Consider the following 17,511-nt stretch of genomic DNA (forward strand, 5'->3'; position numbering starts at 1 on the left):
GCACGCGAGTGCCTCCCCGCTTCGTTTGGCCGAACGTGAGCGAGAAGAACGACGGTGCGAACCGCGAAGCGAAACGATCGGCCCGCGAGCGGCTCCAGGTGGAGCGCGAGCGCGAGAAGAAGAGGGAGAAGCGGCGGCGGACCCTCGTCGTGGCGTCGGCCGTGGTCGGCGTCCTGGGCCTGGCGGCCGTCGTCGGCCTGATCGCGGCCAACACCGGCAAGGGCGACAAGTCGGGGTCCGCGGGCCCGGTGACCGCCCCCTCGGGGGCCACGGGCAAGGACGCGCTCGCCATCCAGGCCGGCAAGCCCGAGGCCAAGTCCACGCTGACGGTGTGGGAGGACTTCCGCTGCCCGGCGTGCAAGGCCTTCGAGACCAACTACCGGGACACGATCCACGAGCTGGAGGCCAAGGGCCTGCTCAAGGTCGACTACCACCTGGTCACCCTGATCGACGGGAACATGGGGGGCAGCGGCTCGCTGAAGGGCGCCAACGCCGCCGCCTGCGCGCAGGACGCCGGGAAGTTCCCCGCGTACCACGACGTCCTGTTCGAGAACCAGCCGCAGGAGACGGACGACGCGTACGGGAACAACGCGAAGCTGCTGGAGCTGGCGGGCAAGGTGGACGGGCTGGTCACCCCCGAATTCCGCAAGTGCGTCGAGGACGGGACGCACAAGAGCTGGGTCGACAAGTCCTACGAGGCCTTCCGCGCCGGAAAGTTCCGGGGCACCCCGAGCGTGCTGCTGAACGGCAAGGACATCTTCGCCGACCAGGCCAATCCGGTGACCCCGCAGAAGCTCAAGGAGCAGGTGGAGGCCGCCGCGAAGGGCAGCGGGGGCGCGAACGCCTCGGCTTCGCCGTCCCCGTCCGCATCGTCCTCGCCCTCGGCCTCGCGCTCCGCCTCGCCGAGCGGCTCCGCGAAGGGGTCGAAGAGCGGGGGCTCCTCCTCGCCGTCCGCCTCTTCCTCCGCCGTGGCGAAGTCCTCGTCCGGCGGGACGGGCTCGCGGACCGGCTCGGCCGGCGACGCGAAGGGGGCCGGCGAGGACTGATCCGCCCGTCTCGATTTGGCGCCAGGTTGCCGGGCGGGTTGCGGTCCGTACCGCCCGGCAGGGTAGCGTCGGCTCTGCCATGAACCTTGCCTATATCCCCAGCCCGTCGACCGGCGTGATCCATCTCGGACCGATCCCGCTGCGCGGCTACGCGTTCTGCATCATCATCGGCGTCTTCGTCGCCGTCTGGCTCGGCAACAAGCGGTGGATCGCGCGCGGCGGAAAGCCGGGAACCGTCGCGGACATCGCCGTGTGGGCGGTGCCGTTCGGCCTGGTCGGCGGTCGCCTCTACCACGTGATCACCGACTACCAGCTGTACTTCGGCGAGGGCCGCAACTGGGTCGACGCCTTCAAGATCTGGGAGGGCGGCCTCGGCATCTGGGGCGCGATCGCGCTGGGCGCGGTGGGCGCCTGGATCGGCTGCCGCCTGCGCGGGATCCCGCTGCCGGCCTGGGCCGACGCCCTGGCCCCCGGCATCGCGCTCGCCCAGGCCTGCGGCCGCTGGGGCAACTGGTTCAACCAGGAGCTGTACGGGCGGGCCACCGACCTGCCCTGGGCCGTCGAGATCAGCGACGGCCCGAACCGGATCGCCGGCACCTACCACCCGACGTTCCTCTACGAGTCGCTGTGGTGCCTCGGCGTCGCCGCGCTCGTGATCTGGGCCGACCGCCGCTTCAAGCTCGGCCACGGCCGGGCGTTCGCCCTGTACGTCGCCGCGTACTGCGTGGGCCGCGGCTGGATCGAGTACATGCGCGTCGACGAGGCGCACCACATCCTCGGCGTCCGGCTGAACGTGTGGACCTCGATCGTGGTCTTCATCCTGGCCGTGGTCTACCTCGTGCTGTCGGCGAAGCTGCGCCCGGGCCGCGAGGAGGTCGTCGAGCCGGACCGCGGGCCCGCGGCATCGGACCCCGCGACCAAGGACGCGGCGGACGACGGGGCCAAGGGCGAGGCCAAGGGCGAGGCCAAGGACGCGGCCGAGGACGGGGCGAAGGACGCCGCCGCCGGGGCGAAGGCGCCCGAGGACGGGGCATCCCGGTCGGAGACCGGCGCCACGGCCGCTGCCGAGGCCGCTTCCGACGGCGGGACCGAGGACGCCGTCACGGCGGACGCCGAGGCTCCGAAGACCGCCAAGAAGCTCTGACCGGATCCTCCGGGCCGAACGGGAGGGGCGCCGCGCACACCGCGCGGCGCCCCTCCCGTTCCGCGTCCGGGGTCAGGACAGGACGGGGGACTCCCGCCGGGCGAGGGCGACGACCCGTTCCGCGCCCGCCAGCACCGCCGGGTCGACGAAGCGGCCGTCCGGCAGGGCCACCGCCCCCGGGGTGCGGCGGGCGGCCGCGACGATCTCCTCGGCGGCCGTGACCTCGGCGGGCCCGGGCAGGTAGGCCCGCTCGATCACCGGCAGCTGGCGCGGGTGGATCGCCGCCCGGCCCAGGAACCCCAGGGCCCGGCCGCGCGCGCAGGAGACGGCCAGCGCCTCCAGGTCCCGGATGTCGGGGAACACCGACTGCGCGGGCGGGGCCAGCCCCGCCGCCCGGGCCGCGACCACCACCCGCGAGCGGGGCCAGTCCAGCCCCGCCTCCGCGCTGATGCCCAGATCGGCCCCGAGGTCGGCCTCGCCGAGCGAGAGCCCGCGCAGGGCGGGGTGCGCGCGGGCGATCTCGTACGCGCGCTCCACGGCCAGCGCCGACTCCAGCATGGCGTGGAGGGCCACCCCGCCGGTGCGGTCGGCGACCGCGGCGATCTGCTCCGGGGCCGTGATCTTCGGCAGCCGCAGTCCCGCCAGGCCGCGCAGCCCGGTCAGGGCGGTGAGGTCGGCGCCGGCCCAGGGGGAGTCCAGGGCGTTGACCCGTACGAACACCGGGACCGGAGGCCGCTCCGCCAGCCGTTCCGCGGTGGCGGCGCGGGCGTACTCCTTGCGGGAGGCCGACACCGCGTCCTCCAGGTCGAGGATGACGGCGTCGGCCCCCGAGTGCAGCGCCTTGGCGACCACCTCGGGGCGGTCGCCGGGTACGTAGAGCCAGGTCAGGATCACAGGGCCCCCTCCATCCGCAGTGCGGTGATCTCGGCGCCGGACAGGCCGAGTTCGGTGAGTACGGCGTCGGTGTCCGCGCCGTGCGGGCGCCCCGTCCAGCGGATCGCCCCGGGGGTCTCGGACAGCCGGAACAGGACGTTCTGCATCCGCAGGGGGCCGAGTTCGGGGTCCTCCACCTCGGTGACGGTGTCCAGGGCCGCGAACTGCGGATCGGCCATGACGTCCCGTACGTCGTAGACGAGCGCCACGGCGGCCTCGGCCTCCTCGAACGCGGCGACCACGTCGTCGGCCTTGTGCCGGCCGATCCAGCCGCCGACCGCCTCGTCGAGCAGGGCCGCGTGGGCGGCCCGGCCGGAGCCGGTCGCGAACCAGGGCTCGGTGATCAGCTCGGGCCGGCCGACGAGCCGCACGACGCGTTCCGCGATGGACTGGGCGGAGGTGGAGACGGCCAGCCAGCGGCCGTCGGCGCTGCGGTAGGTGCCCCGCGGTGCGTTGTTGGCGGAGCGGTTGCCGGTGCGCGGCTGGACGTAGCCGAGCTGGTCGTACCAGAGCGGGTGCGGGCCCAGCACGGTGAGGATCGGCTCGATGATGGCCAGGTCCACCACCTGCCCCCGGCCGGTGCGCTTCAGCCCTGCGAGCGCGGTCATCACGGCGTACGCGGTGGTCAGCGCGGCGATCGAGTCGGCGAGGCCGAAGGGCGGCAGGGTGGGCGGCCCGTCGGGCTCCCCGGTGATCGAGGCGAAGCCGCTCATCGCCTCCGCCAGGGTGCCGAAGCCGGGGCGGTGGGCGTACGGGCCCTGCTGGCCGAAGGCCGTGACGCGGGCCAGGACCAGCCGCGGGTTGGCGGCGGACAGCTCGGGCCAGCCCAGGCCCCACTTCTCCAGGGTGCCCGGGCGGAAGTTCTCGATGACCACGTCGGCGGTGGCGGCCAGCCGCAGCAGGGTGTCGCGCCCGCCGGGGGTGGAGAGGTCGAGGGTCATCGTCCGCTTGTTCCGGCCGAGGAGCTTCCACCACAGCCCGATGCCGTCCTTGGCGGGTCCGTGGCCGCGCGAGGGGTCCGGGCGCACCGGGTGCTCGACCTTGACCACGTCGGCGCCGAAGTCGCCGAGCAGGGTGGCGGCGAGGGGGCCGGCGAAGAGGGTGGCGAGGTCCAGCACGCGCACGCCCTGCAGCGGCCCCTGGCCGGGGTTCACGCGCAGGCTCCGGGCAGGGCGCCGGCCGCGGCGAAGGCGTCCGTCGTGGCGCGGTCCGGCATCGAGTCCTGGGCCCCCGCGCGCTGGACGGAGAGCGCGGCCGCGGCCGAGGCCCAGCGCAGCGCCTCCGGCATGGCGCGGCCCTCCCCGAGGGCCACCGCGAGTGCCCCGACGAAGGTGTCCCCGGCGGCGGTGGTGTCCACGGCCCGGACCCGGGGCGCGGGCACGGTCAGCGGCTCCCGTCCGCGGGCCGCGTACAGGGACCCGGCCGCGCCGAGGGTGATGACGACCTCGGGCACCTGGTGGAGCAGGGCCTCGGCGGCCTGGTACGGGTCGGTGAGCCCGGTCAGGGCGGCCGCCTCGTGCTCGTTGGGGATGAGCAGGTCGGTGGCGGCGAGGAGCTCCCCGGGCAGCGGCTGGGCGGGCGCCGGGGTGAGGACCGTACGGACGCCGTGGGCGCGGGCGGCGAGCGCCCCGGCGAGGACGGCGGACAGCGGGAGTTCGAGCTGGAGCAGGAGAGAGTCGGCGGCGCCGATGCGGGAGTCGTCGCCCGCCTCCAGACCGGTGACGCGGGCGTTGGCGCCGGGGATGACGATGATGCTGTTGCCGCCCTCGTCGTCGACGGTGATGTGGGCGGTGCCGCTGGCGCCCTCGACGGTGCGCAGGGCCGCCGTCTCGACCCCGGCCGCGGTGAGCGCGGAGCGCAGCCGTACGCCGAACCCGTCGGCGCCGACCGCGCCGATCATCACCACCTCCCCGCCGCTGCGGGCGGCGGCGACGGCCTGGTTGGCGCCCTTGCCGCCGGGGACGGTGCGGAACTCGCGGCCGGTGACGGTCTCCCCGAGGCGGGGGGCCTTGGGGACGTAGGCGACGAGGTCCATGTTGGTACTGCCGAGCACGGCGATGGCCGTCATGGGCGGGCTGCCTCCTGTGCGGTGAGCTGGGCGAGGGTGTCGAAGCCGATGCCGTCGAAGCCGGGGACGGTGGTGGCGAGACGGTTCTTGAGGGGGGCGGACCAGCGGTGCGGGACGCCGTCCGGGTCGACGAGCGCGGCGAGTGAGCCGGCGGTGGCTCCGTTGGAGTCGGTGTCCCAGCCGCCGGACACGGCACGGCAGACGGAGCGGGTGAAGTCCCCGTCGGCGTGGGTGAGGGCGGCGGCGACGAGGGCGGTGTTGGGTACGGCGTGGACCCAGTGGTAGTGGCCGTACCGCTCGTGGAGTTCGTCGACGACACGGTCGAAGTCGGCGTGCCGCCCGGCCGTGTCGACGGCGTGGCGGACGGCCCCGGCGAGGCGCGAGCGGGGCGGCACGACGGCCAGCCCCGCCCGGAGCGCGGTGTGGACGTCGGACCGGCCGCCGGCGGCCTCGGCGAGGGCGGCGGCGGCGAAGAGGGCCGCGTAGAGGCCGTTTCCGGTGTGGGTCAAGGTGGCGTCCCGGTACGCCTGGGCCGCGGCGGCGGCCGGGTCGCCCGGGTTGGTCCAGCCGTGGACGTCGGCCCGGATGAGGGCGCCGATCCACTCGCGGAAGGGGTTGTGGTGGGTGGCGGTGGCCGGGGGCTCCAGCCCTTGGAGGAGGTTGCGGTAGGCGAGGCGCTCGGCGGTGAAGGTGCGGCCCGCGGGCAGCTCGTCGAGCCAGAGCCGGCCGAGGTCGGCGGTGGTGAAGCGCTTGCCGTGGCGCTGGAGCAGTCGGAGCCCCAGGAGGGGATGGTTCAGATCGTCGTCCTCGGGCATGCCGTCGATGTTCTCAGCGAGGGAGGTGGCGGCGGAACGCCGGTTCCAGGGGTGGGCGGCCAGGAGCTCCGCGGGCACGCCGCGTTCGGTGAACCAGTCCGACAGGGGCCAGTTCCCGCAGGCCCGGCCCAGCGCCCGGATCGCGTGCAGCGGCAGCTTCTCGACGGGCTTGCCGAGCAGGCACCCCACGGCCCGCCCCACCCAGGCCCGCTCCAGCCGGACCGTCAGCTCCGGCGCACCCGGGGCGGAGCCGGAGCGGGCCGTCCCCGGCGCGGGCCAGCCGGCGGTGACGGCCGGCCAGGCGCTCGGCTCGTCGGCGGCCAACGGGGAGGGCAGCTCGGCGAGTTCGGTCAGGAGGCGGGAGGCCAGGGCCCGCAGCTCGGGCGGGGCCGGGACGGCGGAGGCGCCGGCCCGGTCGGGGGCCGCGGGCCCGCCCGCCGCGCGCCAGGCGCGCAGCAGCGGCCCGGCGTCCCGCCCGTCCTCGGCGGCCTGCCGCAGCTCGTGTCCGACCAGGTCCTCCGGCTGGACCCAGGTCAGCCGGACGGCCGGGGCGGGGCTCGCCGGGGCGGGGTCCCGCGGGGCGGGGCTCACGGTGGCGCGGCTCATCGGCGGGGCCGGGCTCACCGGGGGGCGGCGATCGCGGCGAAGGCCGATTCGTGGGCCCGGCGGCGGTCCCGGTCCCGGGTGAAGACCTCGCGGGCCACCGCCGCCAGTGCCGTCGCAGGGGCGTGCAGGTCGAGGCGGCTGGCCTCGGCGACCTCCTTGGCCCAGGCCGGCGGGACCGCACCGACGCCCGCCAGGGCTCCGGCGATCGCCCCCGCCATCGTGGCGGTGGAGTCGCAGTCCCGGCCGTAGTTGACGGCCCCGAGCACCGAGCCCTCGTACACCCCGTCGGCGACGACCAGCATGCCGAGCGCGATCGGCAGTTCCTCGATCGCGTGGAGGCGGGAGGGGCGGCGGGCGCCGAGGGAGGGGGCGCGGTAGTCCGGGCCGACCGAGTCGTACGGGGCCACCGCCGCGCGCAGCGGGGCCAGGGCCGACTCGAAGTCCCGGTGGCGCGCGGCCGTTTCGCACACCGCCGCGATCGCCTCCCGCGTGCCGTCCTTGGCCAGCGCTAGGGCCGTGTCCACCACCGACGAGGCCGTCGCCCCCGGCACGCAGGCCGCCGCCACCGCCGCCGCGAAGACGCCCGCCGCCTCCCGCCCGTACGAGGACTGGTGCGCCCCGGCGATGTCCAGGGCCTCCGCGTACGCCCCCGCCGGATTCCCCGCGTTGACGATGCCGACCGGCGCCATGTACATCGCCGCCCCGCAGTTGACGATGTTGCCGCTGCCGGCCTCGCGCGGGTCGACGTGGCCGTAGTGCAGGCGGCTCACGATCCACTTCTCCGCGAGGAAGATCCGCTGCAAGGGCAGGGCCTCCGCCTCCAGTTCGGGGATCCAGCGCGGGTTCGTCATGAGGTCCGGGACCAGGTGCTCGGCGACCGCGTACGCGTCCAGGTGGTCCCGTACGGCCTCGTAGACCCGTACGAGCGCGTGCGTCATGAGGGTGTCGTCGGTGACGTGGCCGTCGCCCTTGTGGTACGGCGCGATGGGGCGGGCCGTACGCCAGTCCCCGTGCCACGGGCCGACGACGCCGTGCACGCGGCCGCCGTGCCGTTCCACGATCTGGTCCGGGGACCAGCCCTCCACCGGGCCGCCGAGCGCGTCGCCGACGGCGGCCCCGACGAGGCAGCCGGCCGCCCGGTCTTCGAGAGTGAGCGTCATGTCCGAATCATCCCTTGGGTGAGGTGAGTTCCGTACGAGCGAGCAGCGCGGCGAGTTCGACGAGATCGGTTCCGGCGAGGCGGGGGAGGGCGCAGCCGGAGAGGGTGCGGCAGGCCTCGCGCCAGGCGGTGGGGATCGAGTCGCCGCCGCCGAGGGCGCCGGTGAGCGCGCCGGCGAGGGCGGGGGCGGAGTCCGCGACGCGGGACAGGCAGGCGGCGGCCGGCACGGCCTCGGCGGCCCGGCCGCGGGCGGCGGTGGCGAGGGCCAGGGCGACGGGGACGGTCTCGGCGGCGGCGATGCCGTAGCTGTAGACGTGGTCCACGATCTCGTGTTCGAGGGTGGGGACGATGGCGAAGGCCCCGCCCTCGGTGTGGACGCGGGCGAGCTTGACGGCGTGGCGGGCGTTGCGGCCGATCTCGGTGGCCTCGGGGAGCTGGCCGAGGGCGGCGTCGACGGCGGTGTCGGTGTCGGCGCCGGCGAGGGCGGCCGCGATGGCGGCGGCCATGGCGCGGGCGCCGTGGACCCCGTCGCCGTCCTGGGTGTAGCGGGCGTCGAACTCGGCGAGGTCGGCGGCGGCGGCCGGGTCGCCGGGGTGGACGACGGCGAGGACGCAGGCGCGCACGCAGGCGGCGTCGTCGAAGTAGTGCGGGTTGTCGTGGCCGGTGGCGGGCGGGCGCAGGCCCGCGGCGAGGTTGCCGAGGCCGGCCCGGACGGAGATCCGGGCGCGCAGGGGCAGGACCGCGGACTCCACCTCGGGGGCGCGCTCCGCGGCCGCGGCGATCTCGCTGGCCAGCGCGTTCCAGGCGAGGTCGATGGCGGCCCGCATGCGCCGGGACCGGCTGAGGTCGCTGAGGAGCACGCCGGCCGCCGTGAGTACGGATTCGGCGGCGAAGGCGGCCCATTCGGCGTCGTCGGAGGGGCCGAGGCGCAGGGGCTCCGGGGGCTGGTTGAGGGCGATCGGGACGGGGAGGGTGGTGGTCTGGTTGTGCTCGGCGAAGGTGTCGAGCTCGCGGGTCAGACGGCGGGTCCACTCGGGCATCCGGCTGGCGCGGTGCCGGGCCGCGGGCCATCCGGCGGCGTCGCCCGCGGCGAGCCCGAGCAGCACTCCCTCGATCCGCCGGACCCCGGCGGGGGGCCGGGCCGGCTCCGCGGCGGCCGCGAGGATCCGGGGGACGAGGGCCTGCGCGGCCTCCGCGGGGGCCGTACGCACCTGCGCGCCCGGCGCGGCGTCGACCAGCGGCGGGTTCGGGGGGACGGCGGGGGGCGTCATCGGGCGGTCTCGGATTCCGGGGTGAGGAGGTCCGCGATGTCCAGGACGTGGTGGCCGCGCATGGAGGGGAGGCAGCTGCCGCGGACCGGGCCGATGGCCTTGGCCCACTGCTCCGGGATCGCGGCGACGCCCGACAGCGCGCCGGACAGGGCGCCGGCCACCGCCGCCGTGGTGTCCGCGTCCCGGCCCATGTTCACCGCCGTCAGGACGGAGGAGGTGAAGTCCCCGCCGCAGGCGGCGAAGGCGCCGAAGGCCAGGCCGACCGCCTCCGGGGCCAGGTCGGTCCAGGGGTAGCCGCCGATCACCACGGCGGAGCGCACGGCCCGTTCGCCGCGGGGTGCCGCCGTCACCGCCCGGCGCAGGGAGCGGGCCGTCCAGGAGTCGGACGGGATGACGGACAGGGCCGCCGAGACGACGGAGGCGGGCGAGCCGCCCGCCATGGCCGCCGCGACGCCGGCCGCGACCGCCTGGCCGCCGTAGATGCCCTCGCCGTCGTGGCTGACCGAGCCGTCGATGGCGACGAGCCGCGCCGCTTCCGCCGGGCGGCCGGCCGCGAAGACCCCGAAGGGGGCCGCCCGCATCGCCAGCCCGTCCGACCAGGCGTGCCGGTGCTGGGCGGAGATGGGGGCGGCGAGGCCCCGGCGGAGGTTCTCCAGCGTGCCGCGTTCGCTGAAGCCCGCCCCGCGGAACGGTCCCTCGTCGAGGTCGGCGATCCAGTGGTGCCAGGCCCGCTCGACGTGGGAGACGGTCAGCGCGGACCCGTGGCGGGCCAGCAGCAGCCCCGAGAAGATCGCGTACTCGGTGTCGTCGGTGCCCGCCGGGTCGTCCGAGACGAAGCCTTCGATGCGGCCCCATTTCGCCCGGATCTCCGAGGGCTTCATGTTCTCGGCGGGGGCGCCGAGCGCGTCACCCGTCGCGAGGCCCAGAAGAGCGCCCCTGGCCCGTTCGAGGAGGACCTGCGGATTGCATGCAATCAGCTTCATCGGCTCCATGGCGCGCCTCTCCCACTGTGGATGGGGCTCATCATGAGCCCTTGGGGGATTTGTGCCATGTCATGTGGTTTGTCGCTTGTCGCGAAACACCCCGCCCGCGCCCCCGTCACCCGGTCGCCGACCCCCGAAACCCCAGGTAAGTACGGCCTTCCTTGCTGGCGGGCGGCAGAAATCGTGCGTAGTTTCGAGGTGTTCCGGGGGAGTGGGTCCCTGCGTGTCGCGCAGGGCGTGGTTCCGCGTACCCGCTCGTACAAAAGGGGAGGAATCCATCATGTCCATCATCGACATCGAAGCGCCGCTGCACACCGCGCACCGCGACAACCACACCCACCGCGACGTCAACGGCGGATGGCTGCGGCCGGCCGTGTTCGGGGCGATGGACGGGCTGGTCTCCAACCTCGCGCTGATGACCGGTGTCGCCGGCGGCGCCGTCGCGCCGCAGACCATCGTGATCACCGGGCTGGCGGGCCTGGCGGCCGGAGCCTTCTCGATGGCGGCCGGCGAGTACACCTCCGTCGCCTCGCAGCGCGAGCTGGTCCTCGCCGAACTTGACATAGAGCGGACGCAGTTGCGAAAGCACCCCGTCGACGAGATGGAGGAGCTGGCCGAGCTGTACGTCTCGCGCGGGGTCGAGCCGTCGCTCGCCCGCGAGGTCGCCATGCAGCTGTCCCGCGACCCCGAGCAGGCGCTGGAGATCCACGCCCGCGAGGAGCTCGGGATCGACCCGGACGACCTGCCGTCGCCGATGGTCGCCGCGGTCTCCTCCTTCGGCTCCTTCGCGCTGGGCGCGCTGCTGCCCGTACTGCCGTACCTGCTCGGTGCTGCGTCCCTGTGGCCGGCGGTGCTGCTCGCCCTGGCGGGGCTCTTCGCCTGCGGTGCGGTCGTCTCCCGGGTCACCGCGCGGAGCTGGTGGTACAGCGGTCTGCGGCAGCTGCTGCTGGGCGGCGCGGCCGCGGGTGTGACGTACGTCCTGGGAACCTGGATCGGCGGAGCCGTAGGCTGACCGCGAAAGCAGTGAGACACTATGCAGCCCGCAGCATAAGTAGTCCGTTACTCGGCGGTTTCGATCCCGTGTCCGCCGGGCATCAGACGAGGGCGCCGCGCGCCGGGCAACGATGCCCGCCCCGCTGCGGAAGTCTCCATTTTCTGCTTCGCGCAGTGTCCGCATGGTGAAACGCCATATCCGCTTCTCGGGATTGCAGTCATCATGTAACCTGCACGAAATTTCGCAGAGGGCCAACGTCGTCCCTCGGCTATGACACATATGCCGCTACGACGACGGGAGAGCCGATGCGTTCCGCATCCACGCACTCCGCGACCGGCCTCAGCACCACCGCCTGGTCGCCCATGGACGGTCGCCCCGCCCCCCAGGGCATGTACGACCCGCGCAACGAGCGCGACGCCTGCGGCGTCGGCTTTGTGGCCAACCTCAGCGGCGAGGCCAGCCACACGCTGGTCGAGCAGGCGCTGACCGTATTGCGGAACCTCGAGCACCGAGGCGCCACCGGATCCGAGCCCGACTCGGGCGACGGCGCCGGAATCCTCTCCCAGGTCCCCGACGCGTTCCTGCGCGAGGTGGCCGGATTCGAGCTCCCCGAAGCCGGCGCCTACGCCGTCGGCATCGCCTTCCTCCCCGCCGACGGCACCGCACAGGCCGTCGCCGTGGAGCGGATCGAGGCCATCGCCGCCGAGGAGAACCTGACGGTCCTCGGCTGGCGCGAGGTCCCGGTCACCCCGGACCTGCTCGGCAACGGCGCCCGCGCCACCATGCCGGCCTTCTCCCAGATCTTTGTTGCCGACGGCTCGAGCACGGGCATCGCGCTCGACCGCAAGGCGTTCGTGCTGCGCAAGCGCGCCGAGCGCGAGGCCGGGGTGTACTTCCCGTCGCTCTCCGCGCGCACCATCGTCTACAAGGGCATGCTGACCACCGGCCAGCTGGAGCCCTTCTTCCCGGACCTCTCCGACCGCCGCTTCGCCTCGACGCTGGCCCTGGTCCACTCGCGGTTCTCGACCAACACCTTCCCGTCCTGGCCGCTGGCCCACCCGTACCGCTTCGTCGCGCACAACGGCGAGATCAACACGGTCAAGGGCAACCGCAACTGGATGAAGGCCCGCGAGTCCCAGCTGGCCACCGACCTGTTCGGCTCTGCCGACGATGGGCGCGGCGGCGACGGCGCGCTGGAGCGGATCTTCCCGATCTGCACCCCGGACGCCTCCGACTCGGCCTCCTTCGACGAGGTCCTGGAGCTCCTGCACCTCGGCGGCCGCTCGCTGCCCCACGCCGTGCTGATGATGATCCCGGAGGCGTGGGAGAACCACACCTCCATGGACCCGGCCCGCCGCGCGTTCTACCAGTACCACTCCACGCTGATGGAGCCCTGGGACGGCCCGGCCTGCGTCACCTTCACCGACGGCACCCAGGTCGGCGCGGTCCTCGACCGCAACGGTCTGCGCCCCGGCCGCTACTGGGTCACCGACGACGGCCTCGTCGTGCTCTCCTCCGAGGTCGGCGTCCTCGACATCGACCCGTCCAAGGTCGTCCGCAAGGGCCGCCTCCAGCCCGGCAAGATGTTCCTCGTCGACACCGCCCAGAAGCGGATCGTCGAGGACGACGAGATCAAGGCCGGCCTGGCCGCCGCCGCGCCCTACGCGGACTGGCTCGAGTCCGGCGAGATCGAGCTGACCGACCTGCCCGAGCGCGAGCACATCGTCCACACCCACGCCTCGGTCACCCGCCGCCAGCAGACCTTCGGCTACACCGAGGAAGAGCTGCGCGTCATCCTCGCGCCGATGGCCCGTACCGCGGGCGAGCCGCTCGGCTCCATGGGCACGGACTCCCCGATCGCGGCCCTGTCCGAGCGCCCCCGGCTGCTCTTCGACTACTTCACCCAGCTCTTCGCGCAGGTCACCAACCCGCCGCTGGACGCCATCCGCGAGGAGCTCGTCACCTCGCTGCTGTCCTCGCTGGGCCCGCAGGGCAACCTGCTGGACCCGACCGCGGCGTCCTGCCGCAGCGTCACCCTGCCCTTCCCGGTGATCGACAACGACGAGCTGGCCAAGCTCATCCACGTCAACGCCGACGGCGACATGCCGGGCATGAAGGCCGCCACCCTCTCAGGCCTCTACCGGGTCTCCGGCGGCGGCGAGGCACTGGCCGCCCGCCTGGAGGAGATCCGCGGCGAGGTCGACGCGGCCATCGCGGCCGGCGCCCACCTGATCGTCCTCTCGGACCGCCACTCGGACGCCGAGCACGCGCCGATCCCGTCGCTGCTGCTCACCTCCGCCGTGCACCACCACCTCATCGCCACCAAGCAGCGCACCCAGGTGGGCCTGCTCGTCGAGGCCGGCGACGTCCGCGAGGTGCACCACGTCGCGCTGCTCATCGGCTACGGCGCCGCCGCCGTGAACCCGTACCTCGCCATGGAGTCCGTCGAGGACCTGCTGCGCGCCGGTACGTTCCTGTCCGGCCTGGAGCCGGAGCAGGCCATCAAGAACCTGATCTACGCGCTCGGCAAGGGCGTCCTGAAGGTCATGTCCAAGATGGGCATCTCCACCGTCGCCTCCTACCGCGGCGCCCAGGTCTTCGAGGCCGTCGGCCTGAACGAGGAGTTCGTCGGGGCGTACTTCCAGGGCACCGCCACCAAGATCGGCGGCGCCGGCCTGGACGTCATCGCCAAGGAGGTGGCCGCGCGCCACGCCAAGGCGTACCCGGCCTCCGGCATCGCGGCCACGCACCGCGCGCTGGAGATCGGCGGCGAGTACCAGTGGCGCCGCGAGGGCGAGCCGCACCTGTTCGACCCGGAGACGGTCTTCCGCCTCCAGCACGCCACCCGCAACCGCCGGTACGACATCTTCAAGAAGTACACGGACCGGGTGAACGAGCAGTCCGAGCGCCTGATGACGCTCCGCGGGCTCTTCGGATTCAAGGGCGCCGAGGACGGGGGCCGCCCCTCGATCTCCATCGACGAGGTCGAGTCGGTCGCCGACATCGTCAAGCGCTTCTCCACCGGCGCCATGTCGTACGGCTCCATCTCCCGCGAGGCGCACGAGACCCTCGCCATCGCCATGAACCAGCTGGGCGGCAAGTCCAACACCGGTGAGGGCGGCGAGGACCCGGACCGCCTGTACGACCCGGCACGGCGCTCGTCGATCAAGCAGGTCGCCTCCGGCCGCTTCGGCGTCACGAGCGAGTACCTGGTCAACGCGGACGACATCCAGATCAAGATGGCGCAGGGCGCCAAGCCCGGCGAGGGCGGCCAGCTGCCCGGCCACAAGGTCTACCCGTGGGTCGCCAAGACCCGGCACTCCACCCCCGGCGTCGGCCTGATCTCCCCGCCCCCGCACCACGACATCTACTCCATCGAGGACCTGGCTCAGCTGATCCACGACCTCAAGAACGCCAACCCGGCCGCGCGCATCCACGTGAAGCTCGTGTCCGAGGTCGGTGTCGGCACCGTCGCCGCGGGCGTCTCCAAGGCCCACGCGGACGTCGTCCTCATCTCCGGCCACGACGGCGGTACGGGCGCCTCGCCGCTCACCTCGCTGAAGCACGCGGGCGGCCCCTGGGAGCTCGGCCTCGCCGAGACCCAGCAGACCCTGCTGCTCAACGGGTTGCGCGACCGCATCGTCGTCCAGACCGACGGCCAGCTCAAGACCGGCCGCGACGTGGTCATCGCCGCGCTGCTCGGCGCCGAGGAGTTCGGTTTCGCGACCGCGCCGCTCGTCGTCTCCGGCTGCGTCATGATGCGCGTCTGCCACCTGGACACCTGCCCGGTCGGCATCGCCACCCAGAACCCGGTCCTGCGCGACCGCTTCTCCGGCAAGCCCGAGTTCGTCGTGAACTTCTTCGAGTTCATCGCCGAGGAGGTCCGCGAGATCCTGGCCGAGCTGGGCTTCCGCACGATCGAGGAGGCCGTCGGCCACGCCGAGCTCCTCGACACCAGCAAGGCCGTCACGCACTGGAAGGCGCAGGGCCTCGACCTGGAGCCCCTCTTCCACGTGCCGGCGCTGCCCGAGGGCGCGGTCCGCCACGCCCTCATCGAGCAGGACCACGGTCTGGAGAAGGCCCTCGACAACGAGCTGATCAAGCTCGCGGCCGACGCGCTGAACGCCGAGACCGCCGAGGCCGCCCAGCCGGTCCGCGCGCAGGTCGCCATACGGAACATCAACCGGACCGTCGGCACCATGCTCGGCCACGAGGTCACCAAGAAGTTCGGCGGTGCGGGCCTGCCCGAGAACACCATCGACCTGACCTTCACCGGTTCCGCCGGCCAGTCCTTCGGCGCCTTCCTGCCGCGCGGCGTGACGCTGCGCCTGGAGGGCGACGCCAACGACTACGTCGGCAAGGGCCTGTCGGGCGGCCGGGTCGTGGTCCGCCCGGACCGCGGCGCCGACCACCTCGCCGAGTACTCGACCATCGCCGGCAACACCATCGGCTACGGAGCCACCGGCGGCGAGATGTTCCTGCGCGGCCGCACCGGCGAGCGCTTCTGCGTCCGCAACTCCGGCGCCCTGGTCGTCTCGGAGGGCGTGGGCGACCACGGCTGCGAGTACATGACCGGCGGTACGGCCGTCGTCCTCGGCGAGACGGGCCGCAACTTCGCGGCGGGCATGTCGGGCGGCGTCGCGTACGTCATCGACCTCGACCCGCACAACGTCAACGTCGGCAACACCGGGGCGGTCGAGACCGACCTCTGCGACACCGACAAGCAGTGGCTGCACGATGTGGTGCGCCGCCACGAGGAGGAGACCGGCTCGACCGTGGCCGCGAAGCTCCTGGCTGACTGGGACGCCGCGGCGGCCCGCTTCAGCAAGATCATCCCGACCACGTACAAGGCAGTGCTCGCCGCCAAGGACGCCGCTGAGCTGGCCGGACTCTCGGAGTCCGAGACCACGGAGAAGATGATGGAGGCGGCGACCAATGGCTGACCCGAAGGGCTTCCTCACCACCCCGCGCGAGACTGCCTGTTCCCGTCCGGTCGCCGACCGGCTGAAGGACTGGAACGAGGTCTACGTCCCGGGCTCGCTGCTCCCGATCATCAGCAAGCAGGCCGGCCGCTGCATGGACTGCGGCATCCCGTTCTGCCACAACGGTTGCCCCCTCGGGAACCTGATCCCGGAGTGGAACGACTTCGCGTACCGCGAGGACTGGTCGGCGGCCTCGGAGCGGCTGCACGCCACGAACAACTTCCCGGAGTTCACCGGGCGGCTGTGCCCGGCTCCGTGCGAGTCGGCGTGCGTGCTCGGCATCAACCAGCCGGCCGTCACCATCAAGAACGTCGAAGTCTCGATCATCGACAAGGCGTGGGACAACGGCAACGTCACCCCGCAGCCGCCGGAGCGGCTCTCCGGCAAGACGGCGGCCGTCATCGGTTCGGGTCCGGCCGGCCTGGCCGCGGCCCAGCAGCTGACCCGGGCCGGGCACACCGTGGTGGTGTACGAGCGCGCCGACCGCATCGGCGGGCTGCTGCGGTACGGCATCCCCGAGTTCAAGATGGAGAAGGTGCACATCAACCGGCGCATCGAGCAGATGCGCGCGGAGGGCACCAAGTTCCGTACGGGCGTGGAGATCGGCCGCGACCTGGACGCCGTACAGCTGCGCAAGCGGTTCGACGCGGTCGTCATCGCGGCGGGCGCCACCGTCTCGCGCGACCTGCCGGTGCCGGGGCGCGAGCTGCGCGGGATCCACTTCGCGATGGAGTACCTCCCCCTCGCGAACAAGGTCCAGGAGGGCGACTTCGTGGCGCCCCCCATCACGGCCGAGGGCAAGCACGTGGTCGTCATCGGCGGCGGCGACACGGGCGCGGACTGCGTGGGCACGGCCCACCGCCAGGGCGCGGCCTCGGTGACGCAGCTGGAGATCATGCCGCGGCCGTCGGAGGACCGGCCCACGGGCCAGCCGTGGCCGACCTTCCCGATGCTCTACAAGGTCACCTCGGCGCACGAGGAGGGCGGCGAGCGGATCTACTCCGTCTCCACCACCCACTTCGAGGGCGACGAGGACGGCAACGTCCAGGCGCTGCACCTGGTCGAGGTGGAGTTCAAGGGTGGCAAGCTGGAGCAGAAGCCGGGCACCGAGCGGGTCCTCCCGGCCCAGCTGGTCACCCTGGCGATGGGCTTCACCGGCACCGACCAGGCCAACGGGCTGGTGTCCCAGTTCGGCCTGGAGCTGGACGAGCGCGGCAACGTGGCGCGCGACGCGTCGTACGCGACCAACGTGGACGGCGTCTTCGTGGCCGGCGACGCCGGCCGCGGCCAGTCGCTGATCGTCTGGGCGATCGCGGAGGGCCGCTCGGCGGCCCGAGGCGTCGACCGCTACCTGACGGGCACGAGCGCCCTCCCGTACCCCGTGAAGCCGACGGACCGCTCGCTGATGGTGTAGCCACCGTCCCTCCCCCTCGGGGGAGACCCCTCATACGGTCCGTACAAAGGTGTGCGGAACTCTGACACAGCGCCCGCCATGTCCCCGACCAGGGAT

11 protein-coding genes and 1 pseudogene are annotated in these 17,511 nt (G+C 73.5%); 5 read left to right on the forward strand and 7 right to left on the reverse strand.

Features of this window, described 5'->3' with window-relative positions; translation table 11 throughout:
- Positions 1 to 35: 35 nt before the first annotated feature.
- Both ACFY1T_RS07660 and lgt read left to right on the forward strand, forming a co-directional pair.
- Positions 36 to 827: pseudogene (locus ACFY1T_RS07660) on the forward strand (thioredoxin domain-containing protein); the annotation flags it as partial.
- 298 nt (positions 828 to 1,125) lie between these two features.
- A complete protein-coding gene (gene lgt, locus ACFY1T_RS07665; protein WP_390787379.1) occupies positions 1,126 to 2,190 on the forward strand; it encodes a prolipoprotein diacylglyceryl transferase in 1,065 nt (354 codons plus the stop codon).
- A gap of 72 nt (positions 2,191 to 2,262) precedes the next feature.
- Here lgt and ACFY1T_RS07670 read toward each other — a convergent pair whose 3' ends face one another.
- Genes ACFY1T_RS07670 through ACFY1T_RS07700 form a run of 7 tightly spaced genes read right to left on the reverse strand, consistent with a single transcriptional unit; the run spans position 2,263 to position 10,025 of the window.
- Positions 2,263 to 3,084 carry an HpcH/HpaI aldolase/citrate lyase family protein gene (locus ACFY1T_RS07670; RefSeq protein WP_390787380.1) on the reverse strand — a complete coding sequence of 274 codons (822 nt, stop codon included), beginning with the start codon at positions 3,082 to 3,084 and terminating at the stop codon, positions 2,263 to 2,265.
- The gene (locus ACFY1T_RS07675; protein WP_390787381.1) at positions 3,081 to 4,277 is read right to left on the reverse strand and encodes a CaiB/BaiF CoA transferase family protein; all 1,197 of its coding nucleotides are present in this window, start codon (positions 4,275 to 4,277) and stop codon (positions 3,081 to 3,083) included. Before ACFY1T_RS07675 ends, ACFY1T_RS07670 begins: the two co-directional genes overlap by 4 nt.
- Entirely contained in the window at positions 4,274 to 5,191 is a 918-nt protein-coding gene (rbsK, locus tag ACFY1T_RS07680; RefSeq protein ID WP_390787382.1) for a ribokinase, read from the reverse strand. Before rbsK ends, ACFY1T_RS07675 begins: the two co-directional genes overlap by 4 nt.
- Positions 5,188 to 6,612: an ADP-ribosylglycohydrolase family protein gene (locus ACFY1T_RS07685; RefSeq protein WP_390787383.1), complete on the reverse strand. Its 1,425-nt coding sequence runs from the start codon at positions 6,610 to 6,612 to the stop codon at positions 5,188 to 5,190. The genes rbsK and ACFY1T_RS07685 overlap by 4 nt, the downstream gene beginning before the upstream one ends.
- A gap of 14 nt (positions 6,613 to 6,626) precedes the next feature.
- A complete protein-coding gene (locus ACFY1T_RS07690) occupies positions 6,627 to 7,772 on the reverse strand; it encodes an ADP-ribosylglycohydrolase family protein (protein ID WP_390787384.1) in 1,146 nt (381 codons plus the stop codon).
- A gap of 7 nt (positions 7,773 to 7,779) precedes the next feature.
- Positions 7,780 to 9,042 carry an ADP-ribosylglycohydrolase family protein gene (locus ACFY1T_RS07695; RefSeq protein ID WP_390787385.1) on the reverse strand — a complete coding sequence of 421 codons (1,263 nt, stop codon included), beginning with the start codon at positions 9,040 to 9,042 and terminating at the stop codon, positions 7,780 to 7,782.
- Positions 9,039 to 10,025, reverse strand: a complete 987-nt coding sequence (locus ACFY1T_RS07700; RefSeq protein ID WP_390787386.1) for an ADP-ribosylglycohydrolase family protein — start codon at positions 10,023 to 10,025, stop codon at positions 9,039 to 9,041. The genes ACFY1T_RS07695 and ACFY1T_RS07700 overlap by 4 nt, the downstream gene beginning before the upstream one ends.
- A 280-nt stretch (positions 10,026 to 10,305) precedes the next feature.
- On the opposite strand from ACFY1T_RS07700, the gene ACFY1T_RS07705 reads away from it, so the two are divergent.
- From ACFY1T_RS07705 to ACFY1T_RS07715, 3 genes are all read left to right on the forward strand, one after another.
- Positions 10,306 to 11,037 (forward strand): VIT1/CCC1 transporter family protein, encoded by a 732-nt coding sequence (locus ACFY1T_RS07705; protein WP_030871585.1) that lies wholly within the window; start codon positions 10,306 to 10,308, stop codon positions 11,035 to 11,037.
- A gap of 344 nt (positions 11,038 to 11,381) precedes the next feature.
- Positions 11,382 to 15,962 carry a glutamate synthase large subunit gene (gene gltB / locus ACFY1T_RS07710; RefSeq protein ID WP_390787442.1) on the forward strand — a complete coding sequence of 1,527 codons (4,581 nt, stop codon included), beginning with the start codon at positions 11,382 to 11,384 and terminating at the stop codon, positions 15,960 to 15,962.
- Positions 15,955 to 17,415, forward strand: coding sequence for a glutamate synthase subunit beta (locus ACFY1T_RS07715; RefSeq protein ID WP_390787387.1), 1,461 nt, complete (start codon positions 15,955 to 15,957; stop codon positions 17,413 to 17,415). The genes gltB and ACFY1T_RS07715 overlap by 8 nt, the downstream gene beginning before the upstream one ends.
- The last annotated feature ends 96 nt before the right edge of the window (positions 17,416 to 17,511 follow it).

This window comes from Streptomyces sp. NPDC001194 (assembly GCF_042896985.1).
Lineage (GTDB): Bacteria > Actinomycetota > Actinomycetes > Streptomycetales > Streptomycetaceae > Streptomyces.